At 71.9% G+C, this 20316-nt stretch carries 19 protein-coding genes and 1 tRNA gene; 5 read left to right on the forward strand and 15 right to left on the reverse strand.

Annotated elements, in window-relative coordinates:
• Positions 1–39: 39 nt before the first annotated feature.
• Both ACFYZR_RS29825 and ACFYZR_RS29830 read right to left on the reverse strand, forming a co-directional pair.
• Positions 40–113 (reverse strand) — tRNA-Met (locus ACFYZR_RS29825).
• Between the two features lie 45 nt (positions 114–158).
• Positions 159–3050, reverse strand: coding sequence for a UPF0182 family protein (locus ACFYZR_RS29830; RefSeq protein WP_391916054.1), 2892 nt, complete (start codon positions 3048–3050; stop codon positions 159–161).
• Positions 3051–3241: 191 nt separating this feature from the next.
• Here ACFYZR_RS29830 and ACFYZR_RS29835 point away from each other — a divergent pair, with 191 nt between their 5' ends.
• Positions 3242–3826: a PPA1309 family protein gene (locus ACFYZR_RS29835; RefSeq protein WP_391915908.1), complete on the forward strand. Its 585-nt coding sequence runs from the start codon at positions 3242–3244 to the stop codon at positions 3824–3826.
• A gap of 29 nt (positions 3827–3855) precedes the next feature.
• Here the strand turns inward: ACFYZR_RS29835 and ACFYZR_RS29840 are convergent, their stop codons facing one another.
• The 4 genes from ACFYZR_RS29840 to ACFYZR_RS29855 all read right to left on the reverse strand — a co-directional run bounded on the left by ACFYZR_RS29840 (position 3856) and on the right by ACFYZR_RS29855 (position 7338).
• Positions 3856–4944 (reverse strand): PDZ domain-containing protein, encoded by a 1089-nt coding sequence (locus ACFYZR_RS29840; RefSeq protein ID WP_391915911.1) that lies wholly within the window; start codon positions 4942–4944, stop codon positions 3856–3858.
• A gap of 85 nt (positions 4945–5029) precedes the next feature.
• The gene (locus ACFYZR_RS29845) at positions 5030–5203 is read right to left on the reverse strand and encodes a hypothetical protein (protein WP_164737834.1); all 174 of its coding nucleotides are present in this window, start codon (positions 5201–5203) and stop codon (positions 5030–5032) included.
• A 230-nt stretch (positions 5204–5433) separates the two neighbouring features.
• Positions 5434–5925, reverse strand: coding sequence for a molybdenum cofactor biosynthesis protein MoaE (locus tag ACFYZR_RS29850; RefSeq protein WP_391915914.1), 492 nt, complete (start codon positions 5923–5925; stop codon positions 5434–5436).
• A 246-nt stretch (positions 5926–6171) separates the two neighbouring features.
• Entirely contained in the window at positions 6172–7338 is a 1167-nt protein-coding gene (locus tag ACFYZR_RS29855; RefSeq protein ID WP_391915917.1) for an SDR family oxidoreductase, read from the reverse strand.
• A gap of 205 nt (positions 7339–7543) precedes the next feature.
• Here ACFYZR_RS29855 and ACFYZR_RS29860 point away from each other — a divergent pair, with 205 nt between their 5' ends.
• Together ACFYZR_RS29860 and ACFYZR_RS29865 are read left to right on the forward strand one after the other, a co-directional pair.
• Complete coding sequence (locus ACFYZR_RS29860; RefSeq protein WP_391915919.1) at positions 7544–9001, forward strand: zinc-dependent metalloprotease; 1458 nt, start codon at positions 7544–7546, stop codon at positions 8999–9001.
• Positions 8998–9519: an NUDIX hydrolase gene (locus ACFYZR_RS29865; RefSeq protein ID WP_391915922.1), complete on the forward strand. Its 522-nt coding sequence runs from the start codon at positions 8998–9000 to the stop codon at positions 9517–9519. Before ACFYZR_RS29860 ends, ACFYZR_RS29865 begins: the two co-directional genes overlap by 4 nt.
• 64 nt (positions 9520–9583) lie before the next feature.
• Here the strand turns inward: ACFYZR_RS29865 and ACFYZR_RS29870 are convergent, their stop codons facing one another.
• From ACFYZR_RS29870 to ACFYZR_RS29885, 4 genes are all read right to left on the reverse strand, one after another.
• On the reverse strand, positions 9584–10342 hold the full coding sequence (locus ACFYZR_RS29870) for an AIM24 family protein (RefSeq protein ID WP_391915924.1): 759 nt from the start codon (positions 10340–10342) through the stop codon (positions 9584–9586).
• Positions 10343–10361: 19 nt separating this feature from the next.
• Complete coding sequence (locus ACFYZR_RS29875) at positions 10362–11063, reverse strand: AIM24 family protein (protein WP_391916056.1); 702 nt, start codon at positions 11061–11063, stop codon at positions 10362–10364.
• A 17-nt stretch (positions 11064–11080) separates the two neighbouring features.
• Positions 11081–12901, reverse strand: coding sequence for a TerD family protein (locus ACFYZR_RS29880; protein ID WP_391915927.1), 1821 nt, complete (start codon positions 12899–12901; stop codon positions 11081–11083).
• A 105-nt stretch (positions 12902–13006) separates the two neighbouring features.
• On the reverse strand, positions 13007–13603 hold the full coding sequence (locus tag ACFYZR_RS29885) for a M48 family metallopeptidase (protein ID WP_391915930.1): 597 nt from the start codon (positions 13601–13603) through the stop codon (positions 13007–13009).
• A gap of 260 nt (positions 13604–13863) precedes the next feature.
• Here ACFYZR_RS29885 and ACFYZR_RS29890 point away from each other — a divergent pair, with 260 nt between their 5' ends.
• Positions 13864–15078 carry a ThiF family adenylyltransferase gene (locus ACFYZR_RS29890; protein WP_391916058.1) on the forward strand — a complete coding sequence of 405 codons (1215 nt, stop codon included), beginning with the start codon at positions 13864–13866 and terminating at the stop codon, positions 15076–15078.
• Positions 15071–16435, forward strand: a complete 1365-nt coding sequence (locus ACFYZR_RS29895) for an ABC1 kinase family protein (protein ID WP_391915932.1) — start codon at positions 15071–15073, stop codon at positions 16433–16435. The genes ACFYZR_RS29890 and ACFYZR_RS29895 overlap by 8 nt, the downstream gene beginning before the upstream one ends.
• Before the next feature lie 33 nt (positions 16436–16468).
• On the opposite strand, the gene ACFYZR_RS29900 is transcribed toward ACFYZR_RS29895, so the two are convergent.
• From ACFYZR_RS29900 to ACFYZR_RS29920, 5 genes are all read right to left on the reverse strand, one after another.
• The gene (locus ACFYZR_RS29900) at positions 16469–16681 is read right to left on the reverse strand and encodes a hypothetical protein (protein WP_391915934.1); all 213 of its coding nucleotides are present in this window, start codon (positions 16679–16681) and stop codon (positions 16469–16471) included.
• Between the two features lie 95 nt (positions 16682–16776).
• Positions 16777–17103: a hypothetical protein gene (locus tag ACFYZR_RS29905; protein WP_391915936.1), complete on the reverse strand. Its 327-nt coding sequence runs from the start codon at positions 17101–17103 to the stop codon at positions 16777–16779.
• Positions 17100–17462 carry a WhiB family transcriptional regulator gene (locus ACFYZR_RS29910; RefSeq protein WP_311614403.1) on the reverse strand — a complete coding sequence of 121 codons (363 nt, stop codon included), beginning with the start codon at positions 17460–17462 and terminating at the stop codon, positions 17100–17102. The genes ACFYZR_RS29905 and ACFYZR_RS29910 overlap by 4 nt, the downstream gene beginning before the upstream one ends.
• A 132-nt stretch (positions 17463–17594) precedes the next feature.
• The gene (locus ACFYZR_RS29915) at positions 17595–17894 is read right to left on the reverse strand and encodes a hypothetical protein (RefSeq protein ID WP_391915940.1); all 300 of its coding nucleotides are present in this window, start codon (positions 17892–17894) and stop codon (positions 17595–17597) included.
• Between the two features lie 146 nt (positions 17895–18040).
• Positions 18041–20248 carry an ATP-dependent DNA helicase UvrD2 gene (locus tag ACFYZR_RS29920; RefSeq protein ID WP_391915943.1) on the reverse strand — a complete coding sequence of 736 codons (2208 nt, stop codon included), beginning with the start codon at positions 20246–20248 and terminating at the stop codon, positions 18041–18043.
• Between the last annotated feature and the right edge of the window lie 68 nt (positions 20249–20316).

The raw sequence follows: 20316 nt of genomic DNA on the forward strand, positions 1-20316 counted from the left end.
AAGGCCCGGAGTCCGATAACTCCGGGCCTTGTCTTTGAGTAGCGGGGACAGGATTTGAACCTGCGACCTCTGGGTTATGAGCCCAGCGAGCTACCGAGCTGCTCCACCCCGCGTCGTTGTGGCACAACCGTACCACGACGACGCGGGGGGCGGGGCGGTCAGCTGCCGGGCTTGGTGCCGCCGCCGGGCGCCGCGGCCTCGGCCTTGGCGATCCGGTCGAGAGCGGCCTTCAGATCCTGCTGGGCCTTGCCGTAGGCGGCCCAGTCCTTGCTCTCCAGCGCCTTCTGCCCTGCGTCGAAGGCGTCCTGAGCATCCTTCACGGCCTGCTTGACCGTCGGGTTCTCACTGGCCGGGGGCGTGGTGCCCTCGGTGGGCGGCTTGGTGCCGGGCGCGGGGCTCTTCACCTCGAACACGGCGTCGAGGGCCTTGCCGAGGTCGTCCTCGAAGGCGGTCTTGTCACCGTAGGTGACCAACACCTTCTTCAGACGCGGGAAGTTGGAGCCCGCGCCGCGCACATAGACCGGCTCCACATACAGGAGGCCGTCGTCCAGCGGCACGGTCAGCAGGTTTCCGTACTCGATCTCGGAATCGCCGCGCTTCAGAATATTGATCTTATTGGCGATCTCGGGGTCGCCGTTGAACTTGCTCTGGACCTGCTGGGGACCCGAGGTCGTGGTCTCCGACGGCAGCTTCAGAATTCTGATCTTTCCGTAACCGGAGCTCTTGGCATCGGCGTCGACGGCCATGAAGGCGCCCAGGTTCTCCCGGCTCTTCGGCGTGAACGTCGTCGTCAGCGAGAACGCCGACGCCGGCTGGCCCGGCATCCGCATGCTCAGGTAGTACGGCGGGACCGCGTTGCCCGACTTGTTGGTCGGGTCGTCCGGGACCTGCCAGCGCTCGCTGCCGGTGTAGAACGTGCCGGGGTTGGTGACGTGATAGCGGGTCAGCAGTTCGCGCTGCACCTTGAAGAGGTCCTGCGGGTAGCGCAGGTGGTCCAGCAGACCGGCGCTGATCTCGCTCTTCGCCTTCACCGTGCCCGGGAAGGCCTTCATCCAGGTCTTGAGCACCGGGTCCTTGGTGTCCCACTGGTACAGCTTCACCGTGCCGTCGTAGGCGTCCACGGTCGCCTTGACGGAGTTGCGGATGTAGTTGACCTGATTCTGCTGGGCCACCACCGCGCGCTGACCGGTGGTCAGCGAATCGGCCGTGGAATCGCCGAGCGTGGTGCGCGAGGCGTAGGGATAGCCGTTGGTCGTGGTGTACGCGTCGACGATCCACTGAATGCGCCCGTCGACCACCGCCGGATAGGCGTCGCCGTCGATCGTCAGCCACGGGGCGACGGATTCGACGCGCTCCTTCGGCGTGCGGTTGTACAGAATCCGCGAGCCGTCGCCGATGGCGCCCGAATAGAGGATCTGCGGCTCGCCGAACGCCACCGCGTAGGCGGCCCGGTTGACCGGATTGGCGAGGCTGACGCCGCTCTTGCCCTCGTAGCTGTAGCTCTTCTCGCCGCTGTCGCCGGAGTAGTCGAGCTCCTTCTGCGGGCCGCCCACGATGGAGTACTGGGTGGTCTTCTCGCCGTAGTACACCCGCTGCTCGTACTTGCCGAGCGCGCCCTTGGTGGGCAGGTCCCGCTCGGTGAAGGCGGGGTCGCCCTCGCCGACGGCGGTGGTGCCCTTGGCCGTGATGGCGCCGTAGCCGTGGGTGTACTTGAAGTGGTCGTTGATCCAGTTGCGCTCGGGGATGCCGTTGATGTTCAGCTCGCGCAGACCGATGACCGTGTCCTGCTCCTTGCCGTCGACCTTGTAGCGGTCGACGTCCAGCGTGGAGGGGAACTGGTAGTAGCCCTTCACCTGCTGGAGCTGCTGGAAGGTGGGCGAGACGATGTTCGGGTCGAGCAGGCGGATGCTGGCGGTGGAGTCCGCCGCGGCGCGCAGCCGCTCCTTGTCCTGCTGGCTCTTGCCCTTCAGATCGCTCTTGCCCACGTAGTCCGTCACCTCGGACCCGTCGATGCCGTAGGCCTCACGGGTCGCGGTGATGTTCTTCTTGATGTAGGGCGCTTCCTTGGCCTGCTCGTTCGGCTGGACCTGGAACTTCTGCACGATCGCCGGGTAGAGCCCGCCGATCAGCACCGCCGAGAGCACCATCAGGCCGAAGCCGATCACCGGCAGCTGCCAGGTGCGCCGCCAGAGCGTCGCGAAGAACAGCACGGCGCAGATCAGCGCGATGATGAACAGGATCGTCTTGGCCGGCAGATAGGCGTTCGCGTCCACATAGCGCAGCCCGGTCCAGCCCTCGGTGGACTTCAGGCCGCTGGACTTCACGGCGAGCCCGTAGCGGTCCAGCCAGTAGGCGACGGCCTTCAGCGTCACGAAGACGCCGAGCAGCACGGACAGGTGCCCCGTGGCCGCCGCCGTGGCCCGGCCGCCCGGGCTGGTGAGCCGCAGCCCGCCGTAGAGGTAGTGCACCAGGGCGGCGGCGATCAGCGACAGGACCGCCGCCGCGAAGCCGAAGCTCAGCAGGAAGCGGTACCAGGGCAGGTCGAAGGTGTAGAAGGAGATGTCCTTGTGGAACTGCGGGTCCCGCTGTCCGAAGGACACGCCGTTGACCCACTGGAGCCAGGTGCGCCACTGGCCGGCGGCGGACGCGCCCGCGACCAGGCCCACCAGCGACGTGACCGCCAGCAGCACCCACCGCTTGTAGGGGGCGATGCTCATCCGGTAGCGGTCGAGGCTCTGCTGCTCCATGGACATCGCGCTCAGCGGCGGCCGCAGCCGGTGCGCCAGCCAGATGTTCGTTCCCACCGCCACGGCCATCAGCAGGCCGAAGACGGCGAACAAGCCGATCTTGGTGCCGAGGGTGGTGGTGAAAACGGAGGAGTAGTCGACCGAGCGGTACCAGAGCCAGTCGGTCCAGAACCCGGCGAACATGACGAAGAGCATGGCCAGCACCGCCAGCACGCCCAGGGTCATCAGCAGGGTCCGGACACGCCGGGACGGTCGGCCGACTCTGATCCGTGGCCCGGACGGGCCTCCGCCGCGGTCCGGCATCTGGAAAGCCAAGGTGCGCACCTCGAAGTTCGCTGTCGATGAAGCTTGTCGATCGAGCTCGACCGAGCCGCTGTGAAGCTTGGGGAACGAGTTGTCGATCAGGCCCACGCGATAGTAGGACCCACAGTGGCAACTTACCGACGCTTTACTCGGTTCCCGTTTTCGGGCTCGGTCAGGGCACGATATTGACCATGTCCAGCAATACCGGTTCGAACCTTCCCGGCTCCCAGGAGCCCAGCGTCCCCATGGCGGCCAGCCCGCTCACCCGTGCCGTGCTCGAGATCGACGAGTACGCCTCCACCCTGGGCTGGGATCAGCCCGCGCGCCTGTTCGCCCTGGTCGACACGGCCCGGCTGCGTACCCAGGAGCCCGGTCTGGCCGCCCAGCTCGGCCTCGACGACGAGGCGTCGGCCAGCGCCTCCTTCACCCCCATCGAGCAGGAGGAGCTGCCCAAGGGCACCGCCCTCGACAAGTTCCTGGGCACCATCGCCTGGCCCGACGCCGTGGTGGGGTGCGCCCTGACCGTGGAGCGGCTGATGCTCCCGCCGTCCGCCGAGGCGTCCGTGCCCCACGGCATGAACGACAAGCAGCTCGCCTCGTGGGTCGCCAAGCACCCGGACCGCCAGGAGGTCCGGATGACGGTGGCCGTGCTGCGCGACGGCGCACGGGAGTCGGCCGTCCGGCTGCGCGAGAAGGACTCGCCGACCGAGGTCCTCACCGGCGCCGACCTGGTGCCGGGCCTGGCCGAGGCGCTGTCCGCCACCTTCGAGGACTAGCGCACCGGAAGACTCCGCGGGGGGGCCGGTCAGCCCGTCTTGCACTGGGGCAGGCCGGCCGTGTCCCCCTTGCGGAGCTTCTCCAGCGACTGGAGGGCGTCCTTGATCGTGTCGACCTTGATCAGGGTCAGGCCCGACGGGGTGTCCTTGGCGGCGGCCGCGCAGTTGTCCTTGGGCGTGAGGAAGTAGCGGGCGCCCTTGTCGCGCGCCCCGACCGTCTTCATCTCCACGCCGCCGATCGGGCCGACCTTGCCGTCGTCGTCGATCGTGCCGGTGCCCGCGATGAACTTCCCGCCGGCCAGATCGTCCGGCGTGAGCTTGTCGACTATCCCCAGTGCGAACATCAGCCCGGCGCTGGGCCCGCCCACGTCCGCCAGCTTGATGTTGATCGTGAACGGGAAGGTGTGGTCCGTACCGGCCTGGATGCCGACGATCGCCCTGTTGTCGTCGGGGGCCTTGTTGGTGACGAGGGTGACCGTGTCCTCCGTCCTCGGCTCCCGCTTCTCCTTCTCCGCGGCGGCCGCCTCCTTGGCGGGAACGACCCGGAACGTCACCTTCTCGCCCGGCTTGTGCCGGGTGACCAGCTTGGCCACGTCGCCGGGCTGCTTGATCTCCGTGCCGTCGACGGACTTGATCACGTCTCCGGCGTGCAGCGTCCCCTCGGCGGGGCTGCCCTTGACGACGGACGACACGACGACCCGCGAGCCCACCGGGATGCCGAGCTGCTTCAGGGCGGCGACCTTGGCGCTCTCCTGGGATTGGCTGAACTCCTCCGCCGTCTCCTGGTTCAGCTCGTCGGGGGACTTGTCGTCCGGGTAGAGCGTGCTGTGCGGGACGACCAGGTTGTCGTGGGCGAGCCAGCCCCAGACCGCCTCCACCAGATTCATCCGGTACTGCGAGCCGGTGACACGGACCGTCGTCATATTGAGATGACCGGTCGTCGGATACGTCTTGCGGCCGGAGATCTGGAGCACCGGCTCACCGCCGTGCTCACCCAGGGTGTTCACCGTCGGCCCCGGGGACATCTCCGCGTAGGGCACGGGGATCAGCACGCCTGCGCAGAGCAGCGCGATCAGCATCAGAAGGGAGGCGAGCATCGTCGCGGTGCGGCGGGGCATGGAACGACAGTACGGGACCGGTCCGGCAGTCCACCCTCGGGGCGGTCCGTCCGGGGCAGATATGGGAACTCTCCGACGACTCGGGTCAGCTCGCCGGACCGGATCCGGACTCGGCCCGTTCCATCGCCTCACGGAACTTGGCGTAACCCGCCAGCTCCGCGACATCCCCGGACTTGCGGTTTCTGGCCGCCCAGCTTCCCCAGAGCGCGGCCACGACGGCCGCCGCAGCGGGAATCAGCAACCAAGCGAGCGCCGCCATGCCGGCCTCCGACCCCTCACGCAATCGCCATTGAACCGATGAGCAGATTAATCATCTTCGGTCTCAACGCTTACGTCAGGGGGCCGGTTACGCAACCAGGGACGGCCCAATAGTGGCCGACTTCGGACACCGGGCCACTCAGTCGGCACGCTACGCGCCGACCCGCCCCCAGCTACCTCCCCCAGCTACCGCTGGGAGGTGCCCCCAGAGGTGCCCCCAGGACGACGGCGCTACGCGCCGACCCATTCGTCCGTACCGTCCGCGAAGGTCTGGTGCTTCCAGATCGGCACCTCGCGCTTGAGGTCGTCGATCAGCCGCCGGCACGCCTCGAAGGCCTCCGCCCGGTGCGGGCACGAGACCGCCACCACCACCGCCAGGTCCCCCACGGCCAGCTCCCCCACCCGGTGGACGGCGGCCAGCGCCCGCACCGGGAAGTCGGCCGCGACCTTCTCCGCGACCCGGCGCAGCTCGGCCTCGGCCGTCGGGTGCGCGGAGTAGCCGAGCCCGGTGACGTCCGCGCCGCCGTCGTGGTCCCGGACCGTGCCCACGAAGAGGGCGGTGCCACCCGCCGCGGCGTCGCCGATCGCCGCGAAGACCTCGTCCACGGACAGCGGGGTGTCCCGGATCGCCAGAAGCCGTATCGGCTCCCCGGTGGCGAGCTCGCCGGGGTGGTCGTGGTGCGTACGGGGGCGGGGCGTGCCGGAGGGCGGGTGAGGTGCCATGGAGCCATCGTGCCGCATGCCCCCGGCCGGCGATCGCGGCGATTCCACCAGCGCCCGCGCGAGGCGCCCTGTGCGGTTCTACGGGCCCCGGCGGCCCCGTCCGGCCCCCGGCGCCCCCACCCGGGCCGGGGAGTCGCCCACGCCCCCTTCCGGCCGCGCAGGGCCCTCCTGGGCCCGTACGCCCGTACGCCGTACGTCCGTGCCGCGGGTTCCCCCTGCGAACCGCCGCGAGCCGCTGTGAACCGTTTACAGCCGGCGGCGGGCCTTGCGGGCCCTGCGCACCAGGGCCGCGGTGCCCAGCAGCGCCACCGTCGCGCCGGCGGCGCCCGCCGCGGTGGCGTCCTTGCGGCCCAGGCGGCGGCCGGCGACGGTGTGGCGGCCGGCGACCTCCTCCAGCAGCTCGGCGAGGACCTCCTCGTTGGTCCAGCGCGGCCGCCAGCCCGCGTCGTGCAGCCGGTGGCCGCTGACCACCCAGGGGTGCATCGTGTACGCGAGGTCGCCCGCCGGGGACGGGGTCAGCCCCAGCCGGTGCAGCCGGGAGGCCGCGCCGAGGGCGACCGCCGAGGGCAGCTCCATGCGGCGGATGCCGGTGAGCTCCTCGACCTCCTCCTGCTCCAGCCAGCCGTCGCAGCCGACGGCCAGCTCCCCCTCCGCCTTCTCCAGGGCGGCGAACTCCAGCGCGCTCACCAGGTCCTCCACATGGCAGAACTGCCAGGTCGGCCGGGATCCGGCGACCACCAGGAGGCGGGGCGACTCGAAATAGCGGGTCAGGGCCGTGTCGGTGCCGCCGACCAGGACGGCGGGCCGCAGCACGGTGACGTTCAGGCCGGGGTGCGCCCGGGGCGCGCGCCTGGCCAGCCGCTCTATCTCCAGCAGGTCTCCCACGCCCGTCGCCTCGGCGGTGGCGCGCAGCTCCGCGTCCTCGGCGAGCGGCACGTCGTTGTCCGGGTGCGCCCCGTAGACCATGGCCGAGGTGCACAGCACCACCCGGTGCACCCCGGCGGCCGCCGCGGCGGTCAGCACGGTCTGGGTGCCCCGCACGTTGTAGGCGGTGCGGGCGGCGGCGTCGCCCTCCAGGTCGAGGTCGAGCGCGAGGTGGACGACGACGTCGGCGCCGCGCAGCTTCTCGGCGATCGCCGGGTCGCGGACGTCCAGGACGTGCCACTGCGCCTCGGTGACGTCGCCGCGGCGCTCGTCGATCGCCACCACGTGCTTGATCTCCTCGGACGCGGCGAGGCGCCGCGTGAGCAGCGCTCCGACGCCGCGTGCGGCACCGGTGACCGCGACGACGGGCCGGCGGCCGCGCGCGGGCATGCCGCGCGGCGCCAGGGTGCGCGGGATCGCGCTCTCGCGCGCGGAACCGTTTCGCGCTGCGCGAACTTCTCGGTCGGCTTCTCGGTCGGGGGAACTCACCGGGCGTCTCCAGCGGTTGTCTTCAGTACGTATGTGCCATCACGTTTGTCATGACGCGTACGTACCAGGTGACGTCCATCCTGCCGCAGGCCCCGGACGAGCGGAGCACCAAGCCCGGATAGCGGCGGGGGTGTCTACGCTTGGTGGTGTTGTCGGGCATTCGCCGCCGGTCCGGTGCCGGTGGCCCTACGAGCCGAGGAAACCCGTGAGTGACACCCCATTCGGATTCGGTCTTCCGCCGGAGGAGCCGGAGAACGGCGACGACGGCAAGAAGAAGGGCGGTGGCCAGGGAGGCGGCCAGGGGCCCGCGAATCCCTTCGGGTTCGGCGGGCTCCCCGGCGGTGGCGGGGACAACCCCTTCGCCGCGATGTTCGGCTCCATGAACCCCAATGATCTCGGCGCCGCCTTCCAGCAGCTCGGCCAGATGCTCTCCTACGAGGGCGGCCCGGTGAACTGGGACATGGCCAAGGACATCGCGCGCCAGACCGTCGCCCGCGGCACGGCCGACGGTTCCAAGGACGCGAGCGTCACGGACGGCGAGCGCGCCGCGGTCGAGGAGGCCGTGCGCCTGGCCGACCTGTGGCTGGACGGTGTGACGTCCCTGCCGTCCGGCTCGGGCACGGCCGTCGCCTGGTCCCGCGCGGAGTGGGTCGAGGCGACCCTGCCCGTGTGGAAGGACCTGGTGGACCCGGTCGCCGAGCGCGTCGGCGCCGCCATGGGCGGTGTGCTGCCCGAGGAGATGCAGGCCATGGCCGGCCCGCTGCTCGGGATGATGCGCAGCATGGGCGGCGCCATGTTCGGCACCCAGATCGGGCAGGCCCTGGGCGTGCTCGCGGGCGAGGTCGTCGGCTCGACCGACATCGGCCTGCCGCTGGGCCCGGCGGGCAAGGCCGCGCTGCTCCCGGTGAACATCGAGGCCTTCGGTTCGGGCCTTGAGGTCCCGCAGGAGGAGGTCCGGCTGTACCTGGCCCTTCGCGAGGCCGCCCACCAGCGGCTCTTCGCGCACGTGCCGTGGCTGCGCTCACATCTGTTCGGCGCCGTCGAGGGCTACGCCCGGGGCATCAAGGTCGACGCGTCCAAGCTGGAGGACGTGGTCGGCCAGCTCGACCCCAGCCACCCCGAGCAGCTGCAGGAGGCTCTCCAGCAGGGCATGTTCCAGCCGGAGGACACCCCGGAGCAGAAGGCCGCGCTGGCCCGTCTGGAGACGGCGCTCGCGCTGGTCGAGGGCTGGGTGGACGCGGTCGTGCACGCTGCGGCGGCCCCGCACCTGCCGTCCGCCGACCGGCTGCGCGAGACGCTGCGCCGCCGGCGCGCCTCCGGCGGCCCGGCGGAGCAGACCTTCGCCACGCTGATCGGCCTGGAGCTGCGCCCCCGCCGGCTGCGGGACGCCTCCCGGCTGTGGGCGTCGCTGACGGACGCGCGCGGCCTGGAGGGCCGGGACGGCCTGTGGGAGCACCCGGACATGCTGCCCACCGCCGCCGACCTGGACGACCCGGACGGCTTCGTCCACCGCGAGCACCTGGACTTCTCCGAGCTCGACAAGATGCTCGGCGAGGCCGCCAAGGGCACCGGTGAGAAGCCGGCCGGTGAGCGCGAGGCCGAGGGCAAGGACGACGGCGGCAAGGGCGAGCCCGGGGACGAAAAGGGTGAGTCCGGCAAGTGAGCCTTCACGAGAACGCGGCCCTCGTCCTCAAGGAGTACGCGGACCAGCCGGAGCTGCGCGACGTCTATCTGGACCACCTCGCCGCCCACCCGGACGGCATGTGGAAGCCCTGCCAGGCGGGGCACGTCACCGCGAGCGCCCTGGTGATCGACCCCGCGCGCGGCCGGGTGCTGCTCACGCTGCACCGCAAGCTCCGGATGTGGCTCCAGATGGGCGGTCACTGCGAGCCCGGTGACGCCACGCTCGAGGAGGCCGCGCTGCGCGAGGCCACGGAGGAGTCCGGCATCGCGGGGCTGACGCTGCTGCCGGGCGGCCCGGTGCGGCTGGACCGGCACCCGATCCCGGCGCCGTGCAACTGGCACCTGGACGTGCAGTACGCGGCGCTGGTCCCGGACGGGGCCGTCGAGGCGATCAGCGACGAGTCGCTGGACCTGCGCTGGTTCCCGTACGACGAGGTGGGCTCGGTGGCCGACGAGTCGGTCGTCGAGCTGCTGCGCCGGACGCTGGAGCGCCTGTAGGCGCCACGGTACGACGTAAGGGGCGGTCACCCATGGTGACCGCCCCTTACATGTGCCCTGGCGCTCAGTTGCTCCAGATGTTGCCCTGGTTCTGGGCGTGGGCACCGTGCTGACCCAGGCCGTACTGGGCCATGAGGCCCTGGCCGATCTCCGTGCCCTGCGGCGGCAGCAGTTCGCTGGGCTGCACCAGCGCGTAGCCGTGGCCGGAGAAGCTGAGCTCCCAGCCCTCGCCCGTGCCGCCGCGCCGCCGCCACACACTGGACGAGGACGTCTGCGCCTGCATCTGCACCCGCAGCGACGCCGACCAGGCGACCACCGCGTCCGCGTCGGCGCTGACGACGCGGTCGGGGGTGACCTGGAGCATCAACGGATGGCCGGAGGTCATCAGCGCGACCTTGCCCTGGCCGGAGATGTTCAGCTGGTACGCGCCCGTACCGGAGATCCCGTACTGGCTGTCCACCGCGATGGTCTCCCAGTGGAGGCTGGAGTCCAGGGCCAGGACATAGGCGCCGTCGACGGTCAGGCCGTCCCGGTCCACGTCCATGATGTGGACGTGCTGGGCCAGGTTGGCGAAGTAGACCGTGCCCTGGCCGGAGCAGCGCATCAGGTCCAGGCCCTCGCCGGTGTGGGCACGGGAGTTCTGCTGGCCGCGCGTCTGGTACTCGGCGTCGAACTCGACCATGCCCTGGTAGGCGACCATCGAGCCCTTGCGGGCGAGGACGTCCTCGTGACCGGTGAGGGAGACCCGCAGCATCTGCGCGTTCTGGAGGGCGTAGCGGTCCTGCGTCTGGGCCTCGGTGTAGGCGAAAAGCGGGCTCTGCATGATGTTCTCGTTCTCCCCCTCAGCCCCGGGCCCGGAGCCGGTCGGTGCTGTCCTCGCTGGGCTGGACGACCACGAAGCCCTCGCCGGAGAAGCCCAGTTGGTAGGCCTCGCCGCTGCCCCGGCCGATCAGGGAGGACGCCTTGAAGCTGCGCTTGCCCTTCATCCGGAGGTTGCTGGACCAGGCGACGAGCGCGTCGGGGTCGACATAGGTCTCGTCGTCGCCGCGGCCGCAGTCGACGACGATCGGTGTGCCGCGGGAGGTGAGCGCCACCCAGCCGGTGCCGCTGATGCCCACGTTGAACAGGCCCTGTCCGGCGAACTTCGCCATGCCCTTGACGCGCTCGACGCCCCACTGGAGCTGGGCGTCGAAGGCGAGGACGTTGGTGCCGTTCACGGAGAGGGACTCGCCGTTGAGCTGGAGGCAGACGATGTCCGCCCCGTAGTCGGCGAGGTAGAGCAGGCCGTCGCCGTGGCAGCGCATGAGGGGGACGCCCTCGCCGGTGAGCCACTGGGAGGCCATCTGCCGGACGGCGGGCGGGTTCGGGTCGTACTGGACGTAGCCCTCGTAGGCGACCATCGAGCCCGTGCGGGCGAAGAGGTCCTGGCCGGTCAGCATGGCGACCTTGAGCATGCTGCTGCCGTGGTTCTCCATCCGCGGCCCCGACGGTACGGGGGCGGCGTGGCCCGGGAACGGCGGCTGGCCCATCGGCATCTGATGCATGGTCATTTCGGCTTCCCTCAGACCTCGTAGGGCTGGACGACGATGAAGTTGCCGGGCGCGCCCCGGAACTGGAGGTTCACGGCCTCTCCGCTATGGCCCGGGTACGAGGCGCGGCGCAGTCGCACCTGGCTGGAGATGATCACCTGGGCACCCGCCGACCAGGCCACGATGGCGTTGCTGTCGGCGTAGGTGGCGGGGGTGACGGGCAGCACCACGGGCGTGCCGTGGGTCTTGACGACGACGGTGCCGGTGCCCTGGAACTGCATGGTGAACAGCGCCCCGCCGGGGATGCCGTGGCCGTCGATCCGGCGCACCTCGTGGTGCAACGACTCGTCGAAGGCGAGCACCGCGTCGGCGCTGACGCAGATCGCGTCGTTCTCCAGCTGGATGGGGTGGACGTGCGCGGAGTTCTCGGCGAGGAAGACCTGGCCGCGGCCGGTGCAGCGCATCAGCTGCATCTCCTGGCCGGTGGCGCCGCCGACGATGCGGCCCATGAAGCCGGCGCCCTTGTAACCGAAGTCGACCTTGCCCTGGTAGAGCACCATGCTGCCCTGCCGGGCGAGCACGGGCTGGGGGTCGGCGCCGAGGTCGACCCGGATGAGCTTGGAGTTCTGGAGCGTCCAGCGCTGTCCGGTGGGGACCTCGCGGTACTTGTTCAGCGCCGCCTGGACGCCTGGCACGGCGGGCGGGGCGTACGGGCCGGGGTGGCCCTGCTGGGCGGGGGCGTGGGGCTGCTGGCCGTACGGGGCCTGCGGGGCGCCCGGGTAGGGCTGCGCGGGTGCGCCGGGGACGCCGGGCTGTCCGGGGGGCGGGGGCGGCGCGCCGTACGGCTGCTGTGCGGGGTAGGCGTGGGCCGGCGCGGCGGCCTGCCGGCCGTACGGGGCGTGCTGCCCCGGCACACCGGGCGGGCCGGGCGGCGGGACGACGCCACCGGGGGGCGTGTGGCCGCTGCCGGGCGCGTGGCCGGAGGGCGCGTGGGCGTGGCCCGTGGGTGTGTGGCCGGCGCCGGAGAAGTAGCCGGGCGGGGCGATGGGCGCGGCGAGGGTGGGGGCGGCGTGCACCTGGGCCGGGGGCGGGGTGCTGCCCGGCGGGGGCGCGAACCCCTGGGCGGATGCCGGGGGCTGGGGCGCCTGCTGGGCGGCGGGCTGCTGCGTGACGGGCGGCTGCTGGGCGGCAGGGGGCTGCTGCCCGGACGGGTGCTGCTGTGCGGGCGGGGGTGCGAAGGCGGGGGGCGCGCCGGCCTGCGCCGGGGGCGCGAAGGCGGGCACGGCGGCGGCCGGGGCGGGGGCCTCCGCCGGAGCGGGCTCCTCCTCCAGGACCTCGCCGCCGAAGTTCGTCAGCAGCGCCTCGAGGCCGCCGTCGAAGCCCTGCCCGACGGCGGCGAACCGCCAGACGTCCTTGAGGTAGATGTCACCGAGCATCACCGCGCGCTCGGTGGTGAACTCCGCGCCCGTGAAGGAGTAGCGCGCGACCTCCACGCCACCCGCGACGACCCGGAGGTAGCCCGAGCCCGCCTGCGACATCTGGCCGGCGCCGTCCAGCGTCGCCGTGAAGCTGAGTTTGCGGATGTGGGCCGGGACGCGGTCGAGCGTGACCCGGAAGGATTCCGTGTCGCCGGCCTGCGCGCCCAGTTGCTGGATGGCCTCCTCCGGCGACTTCGGCTGGTTGAAGAAGACGAAGTAGCGGTCGTCCGAGAGCTTCTCGTCGGCGTCGAGGCCGAAGCAGCTGACGTCGAAGGTCAGGCCGGGGCCGCCGATCTGCACTCCCACATACAGATCCGTCCCCGCCGTCAGGTCACTGATCTTGGCCTTGTGGCCGCGCTGGAATTCCCTGGACATGCGTGACGCCCGTCCCCCATCCGTACCCGTGGTGAATGCGTTGCGCCAGGCTAACCGCTGGCGGCGACAGCCGCCGATGCCGGGGCGGCCCCGCTCACGGGCCGGTCACTCGCCGCGGGCGGCCGGGAGGTGGGGCAGCCGGTCGGCGGCGACCACGCCCTCGAGGTAGCCCCGGGCGCGCTCGGTGCGCGGGTACGCCTCCAGGAGCCGCCAGAACTCGGGGCCGTGACCGGGGACGAGAAGGTGCGCCAGCTCGTGGAGGAGGACGTAGTCGACGACGTACTCGGGCATGCCCTGGAGACGGTGCGAGAGACGGATGCTGCCCTCGGCGGGGGTGCACGAGCCCCAGCGGGTGTTCTGATTCGTGACCCAGCGCACGGAGGCGGGCCGGGCGCGGCCGTCCAGATACTGCTCGGACAGGCAACGGGCCCGGTCGGCCAGCTCGGTGTCGCCCAGCATCCGCCGGCTCTCCTGCGCCGCGAGCTTGTCGAGCATCACGCCCACCCAGCGCCGCTCCTCGGCGTCCGACATCCGGGCGGGGATGAGCACGATCGTGCGGTCGCCCTCGCGGTACGCGGAGACCGTCCGCCTGCGGCGCGTGCTCCGCCGGACCTCGACCGCGTCGGCCTCCTGGCCTCGGGAAAGCGGGCTCGGGGCGCTGCGCGGCGGTCTCGCGGCACTGTGCAGGGGGTCGACGGGCACGGCCCCGACGTTACCCGCTGGCGGCACGGGAAGTCCCGCCCCTCCGTCGGTTGTCGGGGAAACACTCCCGGGAGCGCACGGCTTGTACGACTAACGCCCCCTTCCTGTGGACAACGCCGCGCGGCCGACGGCCGGGGCGGGCAGGCTGTGGCACGGACGAGGGGGGAACCATGCAGACGACCACAGCCACAGCCACGAACGTGATCAAGTCCGCGACGACGACCACGACCGGGACCGGGCGGGCGGAGACCGCGCATCCGATGCATCCGATGCTCAAGCCCGCGCTGCGCCGGGCCTGGCGCAGCCGGGACACGGTGCAGTTCGGGGTGGCTCCCGCGCACGCGGTGCTGTTGGGGCCGGTCGACACGGCGACGGGCTCCTTCCTCGGGCTGCTCGACGGGACGCGGGGGATGCCCCTGCTCCGCGAGGAGGCCCGGGGGATGGGGCTGCCGGAGGGGCGGGCCGACGAGCTGGTGGGGCGGCTGGCGGCGGCCGGGCTGCTGGACGATCCGCGCGGGGGTGGTGCGGAGGCCGCCGCGCTGCGGGGCCGGGGCGGCGCCCTGGAGCGGCTGCGGCCGGACCTGGCCGCGCTGTCCGTGCGCCATCCCGAGCCCGGCGCGGCGCTGCGGGTGATGGCCGCGCGGCAGAGGGCACGGGTGCAGGTGCGGGGCGCGGGGCGGGTGGGGGCGACGGTCGCGGCGCTGCTGTCCGCGTCGGGAGTGGGCCGGGTCGATGTCCGGGACGGCGGCTGTGTGGAGCCGTGGGACGTGGCGCCGGGGGGTGTGGGCGCCGAGCGGACCGGGGAGCGGCGGGACGTCGCCGCGCGGCACGCCGTGCGGCGGGCCACGCCCGTGCCCCCGCCCCGGGGCCGTTCGGGCGGCTCCCGGGGCGGGGGCGGGGAACGGGCGGAGGAGGGCGAGGAGAAGCCGCTGGGGCTCGTGGTGTTCGCGCCGCGCGACGGTCTGGCGGCCTTCGCGCCGGACCCGGCGGCGGCCGAGGAGCTGATCGCGGCCGGGACGCCGCATCTGTACGCGGGGGTGCTGGAGGCCACCGGGCTGGTGGGTCCGCTGGTGCTGCCGGAAAGGTCGGCGTGCGCGGGCTGTATCGAGCGGGAACGGGCCGAACGGGACGCGGCATGGCCCCGGATGCTCGCCCAGTGGAGGTCCGGGCGGGTCTCGGGGGTACCGTCTTGCGACATGGCACTGGCCACGGTCGTGGCGGGGCTGACCGTGGCGTGGGCGCTCGCCCTTCTCGACGGTGGGCCCACGCCGGGCGCCGGGGTCCGGCTGGAGCTGGCCCTGCCGGGTCAGCTCTGGCATCCCCGGCCCGTCGCACCGCATCCGCGGTGTCCGTGCGGTGCCTCGGCCCGGGGCGACGGGAAGTCCAGGGGTCGCGGAGGCGGCGCACGGGAGAATGACCCGGTAACCGCCGTCCGAGGCGTGGCTGTTCAGCTAGTTGGAGGGGCGCATGTCTGATCTACCCCGCAAGGCGGTCACGCGTACCGTCAAGTTGGCCGCGCTGCCCTTGGGGTTCGCGGGGCGCACGGCGCTCGGGCTGGGAAAGCGCATCGGCGGCCGCCCGGCGGAGATGATCGCCGCCGAGCTGCAGCAGCGCACGGCGGAGCAGCTCTTCGCGACGTTGGGGCAGCTCAAGGGGGGTGCCATGAAGCTCGGTCAGGCGTTGTCCGTCTTCGAGTCGGCTCTCCCGGAGCAGATCGCCGGCCCCTACCGGGCGGCGCTCACCAAGCTTCAGGAGGCGGCTCCCCCGATGCCGGTGGCCTCGGTGCACGCTGCGCTGGCGGAGCGGCTCGGTGAGGACTGGCGCGATCTGTTCGAGGAGTTCGAGGACAAGCCGGCGGCGGCCGCGTCCATCGGGCAGGTACACCGGGCCGTCTGGCACGACGGGCGCGAGGTGGCCGTCAAGGTGCAGTATCCGGGAGCGGGTGACGCGCTGCTCTCCGATCTGACGCAACTGGGCCGGTTCGCCAAGCTGCTGGGGCCGCTGGTGCCCGGGATGGACCTCAAGCCGCTCATCACCGAGCTGCGGGACCGGGTGTCGGAGGAGCTGGACTACGGGCTGGAGGCGCGGGCCCAGGGCGCGCACGCCCGGGAGTTCGCCGGGGATCCCGATGTGACGGTGCCGGACGTCGTCCACCACGGGGATCAGGTACTGGTGACGGAGTGGCTGGACGGGGTGCCGCTGTCCGAGGTGATAGCGGACGGCAGCCAGGAGATGCGGGACCGGGCCGGGCAGTTGCTGGCGCGCTTCCTCTTCTCGGGCGCGGCCCGCACCGGGCTGCTCCACGCCGACCCGCATCCGGGCAACTTCCGGCTGCTGACCGGGGACGCGCCCGACGGCCCGCCGGAGAAGTGGCGGCTGGGAGTGCTGGACTTCGGCACGGTCGACCGGCTGCCCAGAGGGCTGCCCGTCGAAATCGGCACGGCGCTGCGGCTGACCCTCGACGGCGAGGCGGACGCGGTCCACGAACTGCTGCGCGACGAGGGCTTCGTCAAGCCGGAGATCGAGCTGGACCCGGGGGCGGTGCTCGACTATCTCCTGCCCATCATCGAGCCGGCGCAAGTGGAGGAGTTCACCTTCACCCGGGACTGGCTGCGGGCGCAGGCGACCCGGATCGCCGATCCCCGCTCCCCCGCGTACCAGCTGGCCAGGCAGCTCAATCTGCCACCGGCCTATCTGCTGATACACCGGGTGACGATGAGCACCATCGGGGTGCTCTGCCAGCTGGGTGCCACGGTACGGCTGCGTGACGAAATGGAGGCGTGGGTGCCCGGTTTCACCACCGACGAGCGCAGTCAGGACACTTCCGCCTGAGGGTGAGCCGGGGCGCCCCGGTCGGCCCCGGTCTCACCACCAGGACGAGTCGAGGCGCCCTTCGATGGCTCTGAGGTTGGCGCGGGCGCAGTCGTCACAGAAGTAGTGGCGGCTGCCGTTCTCGACGGAGCAGATCCAGGTCGGCGGCGGTGTCCCGTCCGGTGCCGGAGCGCCACAGCGAGCGCACGCTACGGGCTTGTCGGCCTCGGGGTCCAGCCGCGCGGATTCATGCGTCTTGCGGTCCACTCCCAGACGATATCCCTGTGAGCGGGCCCGGCGTGGGTGGCGCACCCGAACGGGGTGCGGGGCCGGTCCGAAAGGACCGGCCCCGCGGTGGCTCACTACTGCATCACGGCCATGGCCAGGGCCCGGCGGGCCCGCAGCGAGGCGCGCTCGGCGCGGCGCTGCATCCGGCGGGCGGCGGCCAGCCGCACGGCCCTCCGTTGGGACTCGGCCTCCCTCAGCCGGTCGTGCATATGGGCCCTGGCCAGGGCTTCTGGGATGAGTTGCATGGCGTGGTTCCTGTTCTGACGCGAGGCGGTCGCGCCGGTGCGTTCATGGGTGGTGCTGGTGCCGGGGGCGAATGGCTCGGAGGTGGGGTGCATCGTCGGGTCCTGCTTCTTGGGGTCGTGCGTCGAGGGGCGGTCGATGGTGCCGATGGCGGTCATGCGCTGACCGGGTTCTTGCGCGGGCGGCCACGGGGCCGCTTGCGGGCGACGACCACACCCTGGACGAACAGCTCGCCACCCCAGACGCCCCAGGGCTCACGACGGTCCATGGCCCCGGCGAGGCAGGCGGCGCGCAGCGGGCAGGTCTGGCAGAGGGACTTGGCGTACTCGACGTCGGCCGGGGACTCGGCGAAGAAGACCTCCGGGTCATAGCTGCGGCAGGGGACCGGGACGCCGAGGTTTTCGATGGCCTCGTCGAGGTCGGTGAGGGCGGTCAGCGGGGTCAAGGTGTCCTCCGTGGGGACGGGCGGGGGGATCAGGTCGGTCGCTACGGACGGGGTGTGCGCCTTGAGTTGCACGGTGGGTGTTTCCTCGTCTGTTGTTCCGGCTGGTGGCCGGGCTGGTTTCCCCCGGCTGGGGGGCAAACAAAAGGGCCGCGGATCCCGGTGTGGGTTCCGCGGCCCTGGAAGGTGCCGACCTGATCATGCCGATCAGGCTGGATCTCTCCAGGGTTCGAGCCCACGGAAGGCCCACGTCTTGGGAAGGTGGTGCGCTGCGTTCAGGGATCCGGCGCCATTGGCGACCGCCGCGACGGCATAGGCCTGCGCCTGTGCCTCAGCTGCTGCCCTTACCTCGGATCCCTTGGTCGGTCGCTGTTCCGGCCGGACCGGAATGAGGACCTGGGTGGCGCCGGACAGACCGGTGCCCTGGAAGGAGCCGAGGAAGCCGAGCATGGCGGCGGAGCCGATCTGGCGATCGGTCATTTTGTCGCTGGCCATAAAGCTGATCATTGTCTCCGCCTCCTCTCGGCGTCTCGGGGGACCGCTGTGACACGGTCCAAGTCTTCGGTTTCAGTACAGCACGGAGTCAACGGAACCTGAAAGGCCCGTCGCTTCCCTGCTCGGAAGGCTATGGGCACTGCCTCCACACGCGCAAACTATTTTTCCGGAGTTTCTTGGGAGGTGTCCTGGGACACATCCGTCGAGCCCGGATCTTCGCCCGCGCACAGGGCGAGAACGTCGGCTCCGAACTTCCCGAGCTTCCGTCCTCCGACACCTGAGATGCTCGCGAGCTCCGCTTCGGTTCCCGGAACGGCCTCGGCGATCGCGAGAAGTGTCTTGTCGGTGAAGACGCAGTAGGCGGGCTGACCCAGCAGGCGGGCCTGCTCGGCCCGCCAGTCGCGCAGCCGTTCGTGGAGCGCCTCGTCGAGCTCGCAGGGGCAGTCCTCGCAGCGCATCAGTTTGATCTCGCCCGCGTCGGTCAGGGTCCGGCCGCAGACCCGGCACCGGGCGGAGCCGCGCCGTCTGCGCGCCCCGGCGCCCCGCTCGACGCCCCCCTGCCCGGCCGTGGCGGAGAAGACCGGGCGGACGGCCGCGGAGCCCGGCCGCAGGCCGTTGAGGAAGCGGGTGGGCCGCCGGGAGGGCCGGCCGCCCGGTGTCCGGGACAGCGCCCAGGACAGCGACAGGTGGACCCGGGCCCGGGTGACGCCGACATAGAGCAGCCGGCGCTCCTCCTCCACCTGCTCGTCGGTCTTGGCGTAGGTGATCGGCATCATGCCCTCGGCGAGCCCCACCAGGAAGACGGCGTCCCACTCCAGGCCCTTGGCCGCGTGCAGTGAGGCGAGCGTCACACCCTCCACCGTGGGCGCGTGCTGGGCGTTCGCCCGCTCGTCCAGCTCGGCGACCAGGTCGGCGAGGGTGGCCGCCGGGCGGGCCCGGACGAAGTCCTCGGCGAGGCGCACCAGCGCCGCCAGGGACTCCCAGCGGTCACGGACCGCCCCCGAGCCCGCCGGGGGCTCGGGCGTCCAGCCGCGCGTGCCGAGCACGGCGCGCACCTGGGAGGGCACGTCGTCGACACCGGCCAGCTGGGGGTCCGAGTGGCCGCCGGCGCGGGCGGCACCCCGCAGCAGCAGCCCGGCCTCGCGCACCTCGGGGCGCTCGAAGAAGCGCTCGGCGCCGCGCAGCTGGTAGGGCACCCCGACGTCGGCGAGGGCCTGCTCGTAGATCTCGGACTGGGCGTTGACGCGGTAGAGGATCGCGATCTCGCTCGCGGGCACCCCTGAATCCATCAGCTCCCGGACCCTGCGCGCGGTGCCCTCGGCCTCGGCGGGCTCGTCCGCGTACTCCCCGTAGACGGGCTCGGGGCCGCGGTCGCGCTGGGAGACCAGCTCCAGCCGGTGCTCGGCGGCCCGGCCGCGGGCCTGGGCCAGCAGTCCGTTGGCCAGGTGGACCACCTGGGGGGTGGAGCGGTAGTCCCGGACGAGCTTGACGACGGTGGCGTGCGGATGCCGGACCCGGAAGTTCAGCAGGTGGTCGGGGGTGGCGCCGGTGAACGAATAGATCGTCTGGCTGGCGTCACCGACCACGCACAGGCTGTCGCGGTCGCCCAGCCACAGCTCCAGCAGCCGCTGCTGGAGCGGGCTGACGTCCTGGTACTCGTCGACCACGAAGTGGTGGTACTGGCGGCGGACGGTCTCGGCGATGTCGTGGCGGTCCTGGAGGACGCCCACGGTGAGCAGCAGCACGTCCTCGAAGTCGATCACGCCGCGCTCGCGCTTGAGCTGCTCGTACGTCCCGTAGACCAGGGCGATCTCGGCGGGGTCCCGGGGGACCTCCCGGCCGGTCTTGGCGGCGGCGGCCGGATAGTCCTCGGGAACGGTCTGGGTGACCTTCGCCCACTCGATCTCGGACGTCACATCACGCAGCTCATTGCGGTCGAGCCGGATCCGGCAGCGGGCCGCGGCCTCCGCCACCACCTGGACCTTGCGCTCCAGCAGCCGGGGCAGCTCACCGCCCACGGCCTTGGGCCAGAAGTACTGGAGCTGGCGCAGGGCGGCCGAGTGGAACGTACGGGCCTGGACGCCGCCCGCGCCCAGCTGGCGCAGCCGGCCGCGCATCTCGCCCGCCGCCCGGTTGGTGAAGGTGACGGCGAGCACACTCGCGGGCTGGAGCAGACCGGACCGGACGCCGTAGGCGATGCGGTGGGTGATCGCACGGGTCTTGCCCGTACCGGCGCCGGCCAGCACGCACACCGGACCGCTCAGGGCCGTGGCGACCTCGCGCTGCTCGGGGTCGAGCCCGTCGAGCACCGCGTCGGCCGAGTCCGGCACCTGGGGGAAGAGAGTGGAGTGCGTTGCTGCTGTCACCCCGCCATGCTGCCAGGTCCGGCGGGGTGACCGGGAATGTCGTCCACAGGTGGGGCAGACCGGTCGTA

The organism is Streptomyces sp. NPDC001678 (genome assembly GCF_042892945.1).
GTDB lineage: Bacteria > Actinomycetota > Actinomycetes > Streptomycetales > Streptomycetaceae > Streptomyces.